At 65.0% G+C, this 13,925-nt stretch carries 15 protein-coding genes and 1 pseudogene; 15 read left to right on the top strand and 1 reads right to left on the bottom strand.

The annotated features are described in order from the left end of the window. The first annotated feature begins 55 nt into the window (after nucleotides 1–55). The gene (locus tag CCZ27_RS18760; protein ID WP_096450766.1) at nucleotides 56–670 is read left to right on the top strand and encodes a class I SAM-dependent methyltransferase; all 615 of its coding nucleotides are present in this window, start codon (nucleotides 56–58) and stop codon (nucleotides 668–670) included. A 38-nt stretch (nucleotides 671–708) separates the two neighbouring features. Here CCZ27_RS18760 and CCZ27_RS18755 read toward each other — a convergent pair whose 3' ends face one another. Next, a complete protein-coding gene (locus tag CCZ27_RS18755; RefSeq protein WP_096450764.1) occupies nucleotides 709–2,457 on the bottom strand; it encodes a SulP family inorganic anion transporter in 1,749 nt (582 codons plus the stop codon). An 80-nt stretch (nucleotides 2,458–2,537) separates the two neighbouring features. Here CCZ27_RS18755 and CCZ27_RS18750 point away from each other — a divergent pair, with 80 nt between their 5' ends. The 14 genes and pseudogenes from CCZ27_RS18750 (at nucleotide 2,538) to CCZ27_RS18685 (ending at nucleotide 13,917) form a co-directional block, all read left to right on the top strand. Then, nucleotides 2,538–2,921, top strand: coding sequence for an ArsR/SmtB family transcription factor (locus tag CCZ27_RS18750; RefSeq protein WP_198363183.1), 384 nt, complete (start codon nucleotides 2,538–2,540; stop codon nucleotides 2,919–2,921). Between the two features lie 15 nt (nucleotides 2,922–2,936). After that, nucleotides 2,937–4,292, top strand: coding sequence for an NAD(P)/FAD-dependent oxidoreductase (locus CCZ27_RS18745; protein ID WP_096450760.1), 1,356 nt, complete (start codon nucleotides 2,937–2,939; stop codon nucleotides 4,290–4,292). A gap of 12 nt (nucleotides 4,293–4,304) precedes the next feature. Next, on the top strand, nucleotides 4,305–4,676 hold the full coding sequence (locus CCZ27_RS18740) for a DUF5368 domain-containing protein (protein WP_009521537.1): 372 nt from the start codon (nucleotides 4,305–4,307) through the stop codon (nucleotides 4,674–4,676). Between the two features lie 15 nt (nucleotides 4,677–4,691). Beyond that, nucleotides 4,692–5,069: a carboxymuconolactone decarboxylase family protein gene (locus CCZ27_RS18735; protein ID WP_009521538.1), complete on the top strand. Its 378-nt coding sequence runs from the start codon at nucleotides 4,692–4,694 to the stop codon at nucleotides 5,067–5,069. 18 nt (nucleotides 5,070–5,087) lie between these two features. Further along, nucleotides 5,088–5,504, top strand: a complete 417-nt coding sequence (locus tag CCZ27_RS18730) for a hypothetical protein (RefSeq protein ID WP_198363182.1) — start codon at nucleotides 5,088–5,090, stop codon at nucleotides 5,502–5,504. 1 nt (nucleotide 5,505) lies between these two features. After that, complete coding sequence (locus CCZ27_RS18725) at nucleotides 5,506–6,891, top strand: dihydrolipoyl dehydrogenase (RefSeq protein ID WP_096450758.1); 1,386 nt, start codon at nucleotides 5,506–5,508, stop codon at nucleotides 6,889–6,891. A 79-nt stretch (nucleotides 6,892–6,970) separates the two neighbouring features. Then, on the top strand, nucleotides 6,971–7,342 hold the full coding sequence (locus CCZ27_RS18720; RefSeq protein ID WP_009521541.1) for a DsrE family protein: 372 nt from the start codon (nucleotides 6,971–6,973) through the stop codon (nucleotides 7,340–7,342). A 115-nt stretch (nucleotides 7,343–7,457) separates the two neighbouring features. Further along, nucleotides 7,458–8,291 carry a TlpA disulfide reductase family protein gene (locus CCZ27_RS18715; RefSeq protein WP_096450756.1) on the top strand — a complete coding sequence of 278 codons (834 nt, stop codon included), beginning with the start codon at nucleotides 7,458–7,460 and terminating at the stop codon, nucleotides 8,289–8,291. Nucleotides 8,292–8,555: 264 nt separating this feature from the next. Next, nucleotides 8,556–9,470, top strand: coding sequence for a LysR family transcriptional regulator (locus tag CCZ27_RS18710; protein ID WP_009521543.1), 915 nt, complete (start codon nucleotides 8,556–8,558; stop codon nucleotides 9,468–9,470). A 292-nt stretch (nucleotides 9,471–9,762) separates the two neighbouring features. Next, nucleotides 9,763–10,761, top strand: a complete 999-nt coding sequence (locus CCZ27_RS18705) for an ATP-binding protein (RefSeq protein ID WP_442786597.1) — start codon at nucleotides 9,763–9,765, stop codon at nucleotides 10,759–10,761. Nucleotides 10,762–10,889: 128 nt separating this feature from the next. Then, nucleotides 10,890–11,108, top strand: a complete 219-nt coding sequence (locus tag CCZ27_RS18700; RefSeq protein ID WP_009521545.1) for an AlpA family transcriptional regulator — start codon at nucleotides 10,890–10,892, stop codon at nucleotides 11,106–11,108. Nucleotides 11,109–11,147: 39 nt separating this feature from the next. Beyond that, entirely contained in the window at nucleotides 11,148–12,014 is an 867-nt protein-coding gene (locus CCZ27_RS18695; protein ID WP_009521546.1) for a ParA family protein, read from the top strand. Next, entirely contained in the window at nucleotides 11,998–12,255 is a 258-nt protein-coding gene (locus CCZ27_RS18690; RefSeq protein ID WP_009521547.1) for a hypothetical protein, read from the top strand. The genes CCZ27_RS18695 and CCZ27_RS18690 overlap by 17 nt, the downstream gene beginning before the upstream one ends. Beyond that, nucleotides 12,176–13,917 (top strand): annotated as a pseudogene (locus CCZ27_RS18685) (ParB family protein). The gene CCZ27_RS18690 and the pseudogene CCZ27_RS18685 overlap by 80 nt, the downstream one beginning before the upstream one ends. The last annotated feature ends 8 nt before the right edge of the window (nucleotides 13,918–13,925 follow it).

Below are 13,925 nucleotides of genomic sequence, written 5' to 3'. Positions count from 1 at the left end.
CCACTGGTCGAGTGGGCATGGGCGAAGTCAGCCGTACCGCATTCAGGAGCGCCAAGTGAGCAAGTCGCACTGGGAACAGGTCTATGGAAGCAAGTCGCCTAATGCGGTGAGCTGGTATGCCCCCCATCTCGATGAATCGCTGAGCTACATCCGCCGAACTGGCGTGGACCTCGCGGCCGCGATTGTCGACGTGGGTGGTGGAGAGGCCACGCTTGTCGACGATCTGCTTGAGGCGGGATATCGTGACATTGCCATTCTGGACATCTCGGAACGCGCATTGGAGGTTTGTCGAGAGCGACTGGCCGAACGATCCGCTCGGGTGAAATGGCTGGTGGGTGACGTGCTGGAGCAAGACTTTGCTCCGCGCTCCGTCGATGTGTGGCACGACCGGGCTGTCTTTCATTTCCTCACGGAGCATGCACAGCGCCAGCGCTATGTCGCTCGGGTATTGAAAGCGCTCAAGCCCGGCGGCTATGCCATCGTCGGCGCATTTGGCCCACAAGGTCCGACGCAGTGCAGTGGTCTACCCGTGGTGCGCTACTCGTCCGACGAACTGCATGACGAGTTCGGCAGTTGCTTCCTCCTCTTGGACCACTCGACGACCCTGCACACGACGCCGTGGGGGTCAACTCAGCAGTTCGTCTACTGCTACTGCAGACGTGAGCATTGACGCCAATGATGTGACTCGTGGCCGCGGCCCTCGCTGCCTCAGGCCAGGCTGTCGGGGGACAATTCCGCGATGGCTTGATAGTGGGTGAGGTAGATCCGTCCGCTGAGGCGCGTCAGAAACGGTGTGCCGGCGAGCTTGTCCATCACCGGCCCCTTCACTTCCGACAGATGGAGCCGGATGCCCGCCTCGTTCAACCGCGCCTCGATCGTTTCCAGGCTTTCGAGCGCGCTGGCGTCGATGTCGTTGATGGCCGAGCACTGAAGCACCACGTGCCGGAGTTCGGGGCGATCCGCGACAGCCTCATTGATGCGGTCCTCCAGATAGCGTGCGTTGGCGAAGTACAGGCTTTCGTCGACGCGCAGCCCCAGCACCTGCGGGCTCGTTAGCACGGAATGGCGAAGCACGTTGCGAAAGTGTTCGGTCCCGGGCACGAGCCCGACCACAGCCACATGCGGCCGGCTGCTGCGGTACAGATGCAGCATCAGCGCCAGGCCTACCCCGGCGATCAGGCCAGTCTCCACGCCCGCCAGCAGGGTCGCGGCCAGTGTGGCCGCCACCACAGTGAAATCGAAGCGTGAGTATTGCCAGGTCCGCTTGAGCATGCCCAGATCGACCAGCGAGAGCACCGCCACCACGATGGTTGCTGCCAGGGTGGCCTGTGGCAGGTGGTGCAGCAGCGGCGTGAGCAGCAAGGTCGCAACGGCGATGCCGATAGCGGTGTAGATCCCGGCCGCCGGCGTCTGCGCGCCGGCGTCAAAATTGACCACGGAACGCGAGAAGCCACCCGTTACCGGCAAACCACCCGTGAAGGCCGCTGCCACATTGCTCGTTCCCAGCGCGACCAGCTCCTGATCCGGTTCGACACGTTGGCGCCGTTTGGCCGCGAGCGTTTGCCCCACCGAGATGGATTCAACGAAGCCGACCACGCTGAGCAACAGCGCTGGCACGGCCAGTTCCGTCCACAGGGCCGGGTTCCACGCAGGAAGCGTGAACGGCGGAAGTCCCTGTGGCACCACCCCTACCACACGCACGCCGTGCGCGGCCAAGTCCCAGGCCCAGACTGCGACTGTGGTCGCCGCGATGGCTGCCACGGGTCCCGCCTTGGCGAGGGCATCTGCCCAGCGCTGCCCGATGCCGATGCGGCGCAGCCATGGCTTGAGCCCGCTGCGCGACCACCACAGGAACAAGAGCGCCGACAGCCCCAGAGCCACGGTTGGGCCATTGGTCTGGGGCAGACCTCGCCATAGCGCGGGAAGCAGTTCCGGCAGGGTATCGCCCGATGCCGCAATCCCCAGCACGTGCTTGGCCTGGCTCAAGGCGATCAGCACGCCGGACGCCGAGATGAAGCCGGATATGACCGGATGGCTGAGGTAGTTCGCCAGCCAGCCAAGCCGCAGCACGCCCATGAGGGTCAGCATCAGGCCAGACAGCAAAGCCAGCACCAGCGCCGCCGCCCAATAGTCAGCGGAGCCCGCCGCAGCAACCTGCCCGACGGCTGCGGCGGTCATCAACGACGTCACCGCCGCCGGCCCGACAGCCAGTGTGCGGCTGCTGCCGAACACCGCATAGGCAAGCAAGGGAAGCATGCTTGCATAGAGGCCCGCCTGCGGTGGCAGGCCAGCCAGCATGGCGTAGGCCAGGCTCTGGGGAATCAGCATCAGCGTGACGATGCCGGCCGCAAGCATGTCCGCGGACCATTGGCCTCGGTCGTAGGTTTTCCCCCAGGACAAGACCGGCAGCCACCGCTTGGCCGCAGAGGACCGTTGGGAGGTGGAAGCCCCGCTCATCGGTAGGCCTCGAAAGCCAACGAGAAAGGCACGCGGGCGAGCCCATCAGAAACCATCACATTCACGGGGATACCTCTGGAATGATTTACGAATTTACATATTATAATTTCTTCATTCGTTCAACAGCGAGAACCAAGATGCCACCGTTCAACAAGAGCAACCTAAAAGCGCCCGAGCAGCTGCGTGAGCACGCTGGCGAAGCGTGCGCCTTGCTCAAGGTTCTTGCGAACGAAGACCGCTTGATGCTGTTGTGCCAGATCGCGTCCGCTCGCCACAACGTGGGCGAGCTGGAAGCCATCACCGGCATTCGCCAGCCCACGTTGTCGCAGCAGCTGGCCGTGTTGCGTCAGGAGGGACTGGTCGAGACCGAGAAGGAGGGGAAGTACGTCTACTACCGGCTGGCCAACGACAACGTCGTGCGCGTCATGCGCATGCTCTGGGACATCTACTGCGCCCCGAAGTAAACGGGGTACGAGACCATGAATCACCACAAGAACCCTATCCAAGGAGACAAGGCAATGGATCAACCGCTCAATCGGCGCCGGGCTCTTCTGACGCTTGGTGCGGCCGGCGCTGCAGGCATTGCACTTACGCCGGGCATCGCCAACGCGGCGAACAAGGTCAAGACCACGGCCCGAATCGTCATCGCAGGCGCCGGCGCCGCAGGCCTGGCAGCAGCATCGCGTCTCTCAGAAGCGCTGGACGGCGCGAAGATCACGCTGATCGACGCGCGCAAGGAGCATTTTTACCAACCAGGTTTCACGCTGGTGGGCTCGGGCATCAAGCCCGCAGGCTACGTGGTGTCCACCACCGCCGAATACGTGCCCGCCGGCGTCGAGCTGGTGCAGGAACGCGTTGCCGAGTTCGATCCGGAAGGCAAGAAGGTCGTCACGGAAAGCGGCCAGGCCCATGCATACGACTTCCTCGTCGTCGCCACCGGCATGAAGCTGGAGTACGGCCTGATCGAAGGCATGGAAGAGGACCTGATCGGCAAGAACGGCATCGGCAGCATCTACCACAGCCCGGCCAAGGCCGAAGCCACGTGGCAAGCCATGTCGGCTTTCGCCGACAAGGGCGGCCGTGGCGTCTTTCTACGCCCCGGCACCGAGATGAAGTGCGCGGGCGCGCCGCTGAAGTACACCTTCATCACGGACGACTACCTGAGCCGGCGCGGCCAGCGCAGCAAGGCGGAGGTCGTCTACAACTCGAACAACAAGGCGCTGTTCAGCGTACCCATCGTCTCGGAGAAGGTGCGCATGCTGTTCCAGGAGCGCGGCATCCAGGTGAACTACGAGCGAGTTCTCAAGGCCATCGATCCGGGCAAGCGCATCGCCACCTTCAACACGCCGGCGGGAACCGAAGAACAGGGTTTCGACTTCATCCACGTCATTCCCCCCATGCGTGCGCCCGAGCCCATCCGCAACAGCCCGCTGCCCTGGCAAACCGGCGCGTGGGCCGCCGAAGGCTGGCTGGAGGTCGACAAGGGCACGCTGCGTCATGTGCGCTACCGCAACGTTTTCGGCGTCGGTGACATCGCCGGGGTGCCCAAGGGCAAGACCGCAGCGAGCGTGAAATGGCAGGTGCCCGTCGCGGTCGACCATATCGTTGCCGAGATCGCGGGCAAGACCTCGGACGCGCTTTACACAGGCTACACCTCGTGCCCACTGATCACGCGATTGGGCCGCGCCATGCTGGTGGAGTTCGACTACCAGAACAACCTGGTGCCATCCTTCCCCGGCGTGATCGCACCGCTGGAGGAGCTGTGGATCAGTTGGGTCATGAAGACCATGGCGCTCAAGCCCACCTACATCAGCATGCTGCGCGGCCGCGCCTAAGGAGACACCGCCATGAAAGAACTCGATCCCTTCATCCTGCTGGCTGTTTTCCAGGAAATGCTCGGCCCCTTGCTGTGGATTCTCCTGGCCGTCGTCGTCCTGGGCCTGGTCGCCTTCGTCGCCCTGCTGGTGCGCGAGAAAGGCCTCGTGTCACGCCGCCTGGTGCGTTCGGAGGCGCTGGGCATCGTCGGGGGAGCACTGGCTTTGGTCCTGATGGCCAAGGTGTCTTCCTCGGGCTTCACCGATGCCGCCGGCCCGGCCGACTGGTTCTTGATCGCCCTGGTGTTCGGTGCCGGCCTGGTCGGATCGACCATATTGGCCTACACCATCGCTGGCTGGTGGCCTGCTCGGCGGCAGCCGGCCGGCACCGCAAACGCCCATTGAGCCAGGGAAACTTCCATGACGACGACCAGCTACAAGAACGTGACGAAGCAGATCACCTCCAACCTGGCACCGCTGCGTGCCAGCGTTCCACAGGTCATGAAGAGCTTCACGGAAATGGGCAAAGCCGCCATCGCCGATGGCGCGCTGGACGCCAAAACCAAGGAACTCATTGCACTGGCGATTGGCATCGCGACGCGCTGCGACGGTTGCATCGGCTTCCACACCAAGGCCTTGGCTCGTCTGGGGGCCACGAAAGCCGAAGTGCACGAGACCCTGGGCGTGGCGGTCTACATGGGGGGTGGCCCCTCTGCGATGTACGCAGCCAACGCCGTGGCCGCCTTCGACGAGTTCATGGCTGAAACACCTCTCAGTTCGTTGCCGGCAGAGCAATAGAGCGCGTCCATGCGGCACTTGGCCAGCTACGTCGCAGCCATCCGACAGCGCCGCAGCCCGATGTGTATCGAGAGCATGACGCGCGATGCGTTGAGTTGGCAGGAGGATGGGTTCAAAGTGACCCAGGAGACGGTCACCTATCGGTTCACCGACGGCGCCACGATCTTCTGCACGACCGAGCAGGACTCGGTGCCGGTGGATGCCGATATCTGCCCGGAATGCTGGATCACCTACGAGGTCGTTTCAGATGGGCATTCCGACGAGCGGATCACGCCTGCGCGAGTGACTTTCAACTCGACCTGCCGGGAAGCCTTCTGGCTCAAGTACCACGCGCCGTCGTCTGACGACCTAAGCGACCTAACCGTGTCTGCATCGGCCCCTTGGTCGGCTGAGACGCGCTGCGACGATGCAGACACAACGAAGGAGAACCCCTAGCATGCCCTCGTCCATCACCACCGACGTTGCCATCATCGGAGCTGGCACTGCCGGTCTCACGGCTTTCAGCGAATTGCGTCGCCTCGGCCTGTCCGCCGTTCTGATCGACCATGGCCCTTTGGGCACGACCTGCGCCCGGGTGGGCTGCATGCCTTCCAAGGCAGCACTGCATGCCGGCCACCAGTGGGCCAACCTGCGCGCGCTGCTGAAAGAGGCCGCCGCACCTGCGGGCTCGGCCACTCCTGACGACTTGTGGAGCCACGCCCGCAGGACGCGCGACCTGCTCGCTGGTAACACCGCCAAGCGCACCCGCGAGGTCGCAGGAGATCGGCTTCTCACGGGAACGGCGCGTTTCACCGGTCCCAACACCGTGGACGTCAACGGCCAGCTCATTCACGCTCGGGCGTTCATCGTCGCCACCGGCTCCCGGCCGGTGGTTCCGCAGGCTCTTGCGGCGCTGGGCGATCGGCTGCTCACCACGGATAGTCTGTTCGACCTGGACACCCTTCCCGGGAGCGTCGGAATGTTGGGACTGGGCGCCATCGGGCTGGAAATGGGGTTGGCGCTGTCGCGGCTCGGGGTTCGACTGGTCGCCGGTGACATGAAGGCCTTGCCCGCAGGCATCACCGACCCCAAGATCGGTGCGCGTGCCATCGAGCACTTCAGCGGCGAGATCACCATGTGGCTGGGGCGGCCCGTCGAAGCCACTGCCCGGCAGCAATCAATCGAGCTGCGCAGCGGCGACGCTGTCGAACAAGTGGACGTCGTTCTGGCCGCACTGGGTCGCCGTCCCAATGTCGAAGGTCTGGATCTGCAACTGGCAGGCGTGCCGCTTGATGCACGCGGACAGCCGGTCCTGCATGCCAAGACCCTGCGTGCCGGCTCGTCCCTCGTGTTTCTCGCCGGTGATGTGAGTGCCATTCGGCCGCTGATGCATGAGGCCGTCGATGAAGGACTGATCGCAGCGCGTGCCGCTGCGCAATCGCTTGGTGGCTCCCCCCTTGCCGAACTCCCGCCACGCCGCACGCCGCTGGCGATCGTGTTCAGCGACCCCGACATCGCGACGGTCGGTCAAGCCTACGACACGCTGAATCTCGACCAGACCGTCATCGGCTCCGCGCAAGGCGACGCCAATGGTCGATCGCGCGTGATGGGTGCCGAAGGCAACCTCGTTCGCCTGTATGTGGACCGCGGCAATGGGCGCCTGCTAGGTGCCGGCCTGCTCGCCACGCGCGGGGAACATCTGGCCCACTTGCTGGCCTGGGCCATCCAGCGCGGGGAGACGGTCGAGAGTCTGCTGACGATGCCGTACTACCACCCCAGCATCGAGGAAATGGTGCAAAGCGCGCTCAAGGATGCAAGCCGGCAGTTGAAGGCTTCGGCATGAGCACCTTTGCCAAAATCCACGCAACCTCACCCCGTAGACCGTCCCACCGTTCTATTCATACACTGACCAGGAGCTGAACATGCAAACCACTGATTTCGTCGCGACCGTCTTCGACGGCACCAGCAATCCGAACAAGGTCACCGTGACCTTCACTATGGCCCTCAACGCCTTGCTCAAAGGCCACACGGCCACCATCATCCTCATGGTCGAAGCCGTCCAACTCGGCAAGCCCGGGGCCACGGCGGGCATGGCGATCGGCAAGCCGTTCGAGCCCGTGGCAGACCTGCTGGCCAAGTACCTCGAAAAAGGTGGTCGCATCGCCATCTGCGGCTCTTGCATGATTCACAACGGTCTGACGGCCGAGCAGATGGACCCGCGCTTCGAAGTCATCACGGCGCCGGATGTCATCGAGCTGCTCATGAATGCGAGGGGCTCCTTGCAGGTGACCTGAGGGCACACCAACCGTGCGATATGCAAGGCCGCCCATCGGCATGAAAGGGCCACCTCCTGCCCAGAAGCTGGCGAGCGGATGTTTCGGCCCGCTCGTTCAAGGCGGGAGCTAGAACTTGATTCATTCCGTTCAGATCGGACCAGTGTCACTGCCGCCCGGCCTGGTCCTCGCTGCGCTCGTCCTGACAATCGCTTTGTTGGTCGGAAATTGGCTTGGGCGTAAAGCCGGAGTCGAAGTAGAGAGTCGAATCTACCGCGGTCTGTTCATCAGCGCGATCTGCGCTCGCTTGGGGTTTGTGCTCCAGTACCATGAAGCCTATTCCAGCACGCCATGGAGCGTTCTTGATTTTCGTGATGGAGGATGGTCTCCCTGGGCTGGGCTACTTGCAGCATGGCTCTATGCCGCGACGGTCGTTTTACGTTTCCCGACAATAAGCAAGCCCCTGCTGTCGGGCTTGACTGCTGCAAGTGCGATTTGGATCGTCGGAACGGTGGTCCTGGCCTTGCCGTCTCGTGAAAGGCAGTTCCTGCCGGATTTCAACACGCTCTCCATAAAGGGCGACCATATCGCGCTGCAGTCCTACGTCGGAAAGCCTACGGTGGTCAATCTATGGGCCACCTGGTGCCCACCTTGCCGGCGCGAAATGCCCGTCTTCGAGCGCGCTCAGAACGAGCATCTTGACATCAACATCGTGTTTCTCAATCAAGGGGAGGCACCGGCCAAGATCCAGCAATTTCTTGCAGGAAGCAAGCTGTCGCTACGAAATGTGTTGATTGACACGCAGGGCGAAGTTGCCCGCTCAATGGGCCAAAAAGGCCTACCAACAACCCTGTTCTTTAACGCGGCTGGACGCTTGGTCGATGTTCGCGTCGGCGAGTTTTCTTACCCAACCCTCAACCAGCGTATTGATGCGCTCAGGCTCGGTCATGAGGCTGGCGGAAAGACGTGAGCCACTTTGGGATAAGCATCTGTAGTGCAGCAGTCACGGCACTACGGGAGGAGTTGATGCTTCACCAAAGTTATTCCGTCTGAGCCTGATCAACATACTTGTTCCATGATGTCGGCAGCCCAGCAGGCGTGATCGAGTTGGCGCGTTGCTGGTCAATGCATCCGGTAGGCATCGCGAGCTGCGAGGGGTGATTGCAACGGCTGCATTCTTCTCCTTAACTGCGACCAGGGCCATAGGCAGTGGCCCCACAGATAGGGAGAAAACATGAACTTGCGTCATATCGAGGCATTCGTCGCAGTGGCCGAGGAGCTGCACTTTGGCCGGGCTGCCAAGCGCCTGCACATCGAACAGTCGCCGCTGTCGCGCCGGATCAGCCGGCTGGAGGCGGACCTGGGCGTGACGCTGCTCCACCGCAACGGGCGTGGCGTGCGGCTGACCGTGGCCGGGCGCGTGTTCCTGGAAGATGCGCTGCGCGTGATGCTGGCCTGCGAGCAAGCCCAGGCCCGCGTTCGGGATGCGGCGGCGGGCTATCACGGCACGCTGCGCATCGGCTTGGCAGGCGACATCGGACGCACGCGCCTAGCCGCGCTGCTCGCGCTGTGCCGGCAGGAAGCGCCGGAGGTCAGCATCCGGTTGACGGAGGTACCGCTGGCCCAACTCCTGCACGGATTGGGCGTGGGTCTGTTCGACGCAGGCCTGGCGTCGGTAGGGCATGTGGAGGGCGAAATCGTGGTGGCGCCGCTGTGGCGCGATCCGTTCCTGGTGGCCTTGCCGGCGCGGCATCCGCTGCTGGCGTACAAGGAAGTGCCGCTGAAGGAGGTGGTGAAGTATTCGCTGGTGCTGTGCGACCCGCAGGTGTGTGACGGTTGCCAGCAGCAGCGCGAACACCTGTTCCGATCCATTGGCATTCAGCCAGCAGTGGCGGAGTACGTCAGCACCCATTCGCTGATGCTGGCCCTGGTGGCTGCGGGCTATGGCGTGGGGTTCTCCAGTGCAGCGCATCTCGAAGGCTGCACGCAAGCCGAAGTGGTGGCGCGACCGCTTGCGGAGCGGGACGTTTCGTTGACGACGTATCTGCTGCGGCCACAGGGGGACATCCTGGAACCGTTGCGCCAGTTCATCGACCGCGCGGAGCGTGTGGCAGGCACGCCAGTTGGCGGCGATCAACGCCTGGCATGAGGTGGGGAATACTGGATCGGTCGATGCATATTGGGTCTGGCGCAAGACCGGATTTGCATCACCGTTCGACCACCATGCGTCACGACGATAGGGGGCACATCGCTGGGGTAATCCGCATGGCATGAGAGACCGATGCCGGCGCGCTGCCGAAGTCAGTGTACTGACGCGGAACGCATGAGCTTTGCCTGGATGCAAACCGGCTCATCCGGCCGACGCATTGACGCTTTACCCCGCCCCATTTCCTAAGAAAGATTTGCCCTGGTTTTCTGGTTGAGCGCGGCATCCCTGATGGATGCGCGATATTTCAAACCGTTGCGCCGGTAACAAGACTTTTCGCAGGCGCATTATGGTGGAGGTGTATTGGGCATCGCAAGAAGTGTTTGCCTTTTATGCGACGCTCGGCTTCAGCGCCGAACCCAACGTTCACCATGTGCCGACCGGCCCGCGCTTGATCGGGTTCTGGGCAATCGTCGCGCCCACGTGGGCTGCGCGCGCTTGCCACTTGTCGATCCGACGATGGGAAGCGCACGACATGCCGAAATCGAGCAGCCTTGCCTTTGGCGCCAAGACTTACTACCGCCCGATGGAGGCGGCAATCCGCTGGTGCGGACTGCTGCGCTTCGAGCAACGCATCTTGCAAACGCTGGGGCGGCGCGCGATGCCGGAGGCCAACGAGTTTCCGCGCTGGCCACTGCTGCGCCTATATGCCGACCGCATCTTCGACGCGCTGACGCATGGCGAGCTGGCCGGCGGCAGGGACGGTATCGTAATGGACGGCCAACGGCCGGCGCTAGATGATCCGCAACTGACCGTGCGCCATGTGGACCTCAAAGCGTGGATGGCCCACTACTACCCCGGCGAGCGGCCGGGTTTTTTGTTTGACGACATCGAACGCGCGGTGCATCCGGTGGTGAGCGTGGACACGCTCAACATCCTGCTGGCCGACCGCGAGGCAACGAAGGTGCAGCTCGCCGAACTCTCGCAGGTGCGCGAGGCGCTGCGAGCCGCGCACGAAGCCTTGGCGAAGGTACAGGCGGCGCGCGGCGATGCCAGCGACACGTCGCGCGAGCCGGGCTTGCGCAGCGAGACGACCTACCTCAATATCATCGGTGGGCTGCTGACCTTGCTGCTGGGCAAGTCGCCCTCGGGCACGGCCTATTCGTCCTTCCACAGCATGGACGCGGTGGTGAGCGCGCTGCTCGCGCACCACGAAGGCCGGCCGGGCCTGAGCGAACGCACGCTGTGGAGCAAGCTCGCGCAGGCGCGGCGCCACCTCGAAGCGTCGCGCTGATTCAAGTCCCGGCCGCGCCCTGCAATTGCAGTCGCGCCTTCTGCAATTGCAGTGATTTCCGCGGCGGCCGTCTATTCAATGCGAGGCACTTTCCGAACAACGCCAATGAGCGTCAAGGAGTGTCTCTCATGTCTTCGCAGACGACAGCGCCGGTTACGCCGGCCGAGCACCGCATCCTGCGCCGCGCCGAAGTCGAGGCCAAGACCGGCTTCAAGCGCGCCCACATCTATTCGCTCATGAAGGAGGGCAGGTTCCCAAAGGCGCTGCGCCTGGGCGTGCGCGCCGTGGGATGGGACTCGGTGGAGGTCGAGCAATGGATCGCTGACCGCCTCAACGAGCGCGCCTGACGCTTCTTCCGGCACATGCCAATCAACCGGGAGAAGCCCATGCAGGTGGTGTCCATCATTTCGACCAAGGGCGGCGTGGGCAAGACCACGACGGCGGCCAACCTGGGCGGCTTCGCGGCCGACGCCGGGCTGCGCGTGCTGCTGCTGGACCTGGACGTGCAGCCCACACTGTCGAGCTACTTCACGCTGGCCGAGCGCGCGCCGGCCGGCATCTACGAGATGCTGGCCTACAACGAGCAGCGCGCCGAGCAACTGGTATCGCGTACCGCCATCGCCGGGCTGGACCTGGTGCTGTCGAACGACGACCGCGGCGAGCTGAACACGCTGCTGCTGCACGCGCCGGATGGCAGACTGAGGCTGCGCCACCTGCTGCCGACGCTCGCGCCGCGCTACGACCTGCTGCTGATCGACACCCAGGGCGCGCGCAGCGTGCTGCTGGAAATGGCGGTACTGGCCTCGGACCTGGCACTGTCGCCGGTGACCCCGGAAATCCTCGCGGCCCGCGAGCTGCGCCGCGGCACCTTGCAGCTCATCGAGGACATCGCGCCGTACCGGCACCTGGGCATCGAGCCGCCGCCGCTGCACCTGCTCATCAACCGCGTGCATCCGGTGTCGTCGAACGCGCGGCTGATCCAGCAAGCGCTGCGACAGGTGTTCCAGGGGCAGCCTGGCGTGCGCGTGCTGGACACCGACGTGCCGGCGATCGAGGCGTATCCGCGCGCAGCGACGCGAGGCTTGCCGGTGCACCGCGTGGAGTACCGCCAGCCGGCGGGCCGCGCCGCACCCGCGGCACTGGACACCATGCGCGCGCTGGCCGGCGAGCTTTTCCCGGCGTGGCAGGAGCGCTTCGCGCTCGTCACCGGCCGAGAGAACGCGGGAGGGGCCGGCCATGGCCAGCGCGCATGAACTGGCGCGCGGCCACAAGCGGCTGCGAGCGCTGATCGAGTTTGCCCTGGACGAGGGCTGGAAGGTGGTGCGCACCCGTGGCGGGCACCTGCTGTTCACGAAGCAGGGCTGCGCGCCGATCTACACCAGCTCGACGGCGAGCGACCACCGCGCCGAGCGCAATGCCCGTGCGCAGCTTCGCCGCGCCGACCGCCAGGCGCAGGCAGCCGCGGCATCGCCGCAGGAGCGCAGCCATGGCTGACATGACGCCGGACGACATGGCCGCGAAGCTGCTGGCCTCGGGCTTCGAGCGCAGCAGCCCTTCGGCCGCAGCCTTGACCGACCCCATCGCCGACACGCCGATGGTCGTCACGCTGGACCAGTTGCGCCCCTATGACCACGACCCGCGCGTGACGCGCAACCCGGCCTACGAGGACATCAAGGCGTCGATTCGCGAGCGCGGGCTGGACGCGCCGCCCGCCATCACGCGCCGGCCCGGCGAGCCGCACTACATCATCCGCAACGGCGGCAACACGCGCCTGGCGATCCTGCGCGAGCTGTGGAGCGAGACGAAGGACGAACGCTTTCTCCGCATCCCCTGCCTGTTCCGCCCCTGGCCGCAGCGCGGCGAGGTAGTGATGCTGACCGGGCACCTGGCCGAGAACGAGCTGCGCGGGGATTGAGCTTCATCGAGCGGGCCTTGGGCGTGGAGAAGGCGCGCGAGTTCTACGAACAGGAGATGGGGCGGGACAGCGGCCAATCGCTGTCGCAGAGCGAGCTGGCACGTCGGCTCACGGCCGATGGCTTCCCGCTGCCGCAGTCGCACATCAGCCGCATGCAGGACGCGGTGCACTACCTGCTACCGGCGATCCCGAGCTTGCTGTACGGTGGGCTGGGCCGGCACCAGGTCGAACGGCTCGCGGTGCTGCGCAAGGCCTGCGAACGCACTTGGGAGCGGCGTGCGCTGGGCCGCAGCCTGTCGGTGGACTTCGCCACGCTGTTCCAGGACGTGCTTGCGCAGTTCGATGCGCAGCCGGACAACTTCTCGCCGCAGCGGGTGCAGGACGAGCTGGTCGGCCAGATGGCCGATCTGCTGGAAGCGGACTACGACACGCTGAGCCTGGAGATCGACGACACGGAGAGCCGGCAGCGTGCGCTGACCAGCGATCCGGCGCCGCCGCAGGCAGCAAGACCTCAAGCCCCGGCGTCGTCTGCGTCCGCGCCGGAACGGCCTTCGGTGCAGTCGTCAGCGCCTCCCGCTCCCGCGTCGGCAGGCGCCAACCAGGCGGCCTCGACCAGCGGCGCCGAAAGCGCGCAGCGGGGCGACGAGCAGCAGGACGACAAGCAACGCGATGAACGCCTGCAGGGCCACATCGTCTCCCCGGCGACGACCACCGACCGCCTGCAATCCATCCAGCGCATGGTGGCCGACCAGATGGGCGACAAGCTGCCCGACTTCGAGGCCGACGCGCTGCGCGCCATCCCCGTGCAGGCGGGCGGGCTCTATCCCATCTCGGACGTCTGGTACATCGAGCCCGGCCTGGACGTGCCGGATCGGCTGCGCGTGCACATCGCGCAGTTCGCGCGCGAGATCGCCGAGGAAGCCGCCGTGGCCGAACAGGTCGAGCCCAGCGACGGCGGCATCGGCTTCACCTGCACGGCGCCGCCGGCCCCGCGCGCCGTGCCGCCATTCGCACGGGCAGTGCTGACGCTGCTGCAGGCGCTGTGCGCCGCACGTGCCGCGGCCGGGCTCGATCGCGCCCGGCTGGCGGACGATCTGGCGCCGCTGCTGTGCGGCGGCGGTGCCCATCCACGCCTGAGCGATGCCGCTCTGGTGAAGCTGTTTCGGTTGCTGCGCCTGGCGCGGCGGCTTCTGGATTTGGAGACCGGCGCGGCCTCCAGCGACCCCGGCCGCGGCGCCTGAGCGGAGAC

The organism is Thauera sp. K11, assembly GCF_002354895.1.
GTDB classification, from domain to species: Bacteria; Pseudomonadota; Gammaproteobacteria; order Burkholderiales; family Rhodocyclaceae; genus Thauera; species Thauera sinica.
This window is presented reverse-complemented; position numbering and strand designations above follow the sequence as displayed.

Excerpts from the sequence above, each read along its gene's own strand:
- CCZ27_RS18740 (WP_009521537.1), top strand. The coding sequence starts at position 4,305 with ATGAAAGAACTCGATCCCTTCATCCTGCTGGCTGTTTTCCAGGAAATG.
- CCZ27_RS18745 (WP_096450760.1), top strand. The coding sequence starts at position 2,937 with ATGAATCACCACAAGAACCCTATCCAAGGAGACAAGGCAATGGATCAA.
- CCZ27_RS18755 (WP_096450764.1), bottom strand. The coding sequence starts at position 2,457 with ATGAGCGGGGCTTCCACCTCCCAACGGTCCTCTGCGGCCAAGCGGTGG.
- CCZ27_RS18695 (WP_009521546.1), top strand. The coding sequence starts at position 11,148 with ATGCAGGTGGTGTCCATCATTTCGACCAAGGGCGGCGTGGGCAAGACC.
- CCZ27_RS18725 (WP_096450758.1), top strand. The coding sequence starts at position 5,506 with ATGCCCTCGTCCATCACCACCGACGTTGCCATCATCGGAGCTGGCACT.
- CCZ27_RS18700 (WP_009521545.1), top strand. The coding sequence starts at position 10,890 with ATGTCTTCGCAGACGACAGCGCCGGTTACGCCGGCCGAGCACCGCATC.
- CCZ27_RS18710 (WP_009521543.1), top strand. The coding sequence starts at position 8,556 with ATGAACTTGCGTCATATCGAGGCATTCGTCGCAGTGGCCGAGGAGCTG.
- CCZ27_RS18750 (WP_198363183.1), top strand. The coding sequence starts at position 2,538 with ATGATTTACGAATTTACATATTATAATTTCTTCATTCGTTCAACAGCG.
- CCZ27_RS18720 (WP_009521541.1), top strand. The coding sequence starts at position 6,971 with ATGCAAACCACTGATTTCGTCGCGACCGTCTTCGACGGCACCAGCAAT.
- CCZ27_RS18690 (WP_009521547.1), top strand. The coding sequence starts at position 11,998 with ATGGCCAGCGCGCATGAACTGGCGCGCGGCCACAAGCGGCTGCGAGCG.
- CCZ27_RS18735 (WP_009521538.1), top strand. The coding sequence starts at position 4,692 with ATGACGACGACCAGCTACAAGAACGTGACGAAGCAGATCACCTCCAAC.
- CCZ27_RS18705 (WP_442786597.1), top strand. The coding sequence starts at position 9,763 with ATGCGCGATATTTCAAACCGTTGCGCCGGTAACAAGACTTTTCGCAGG.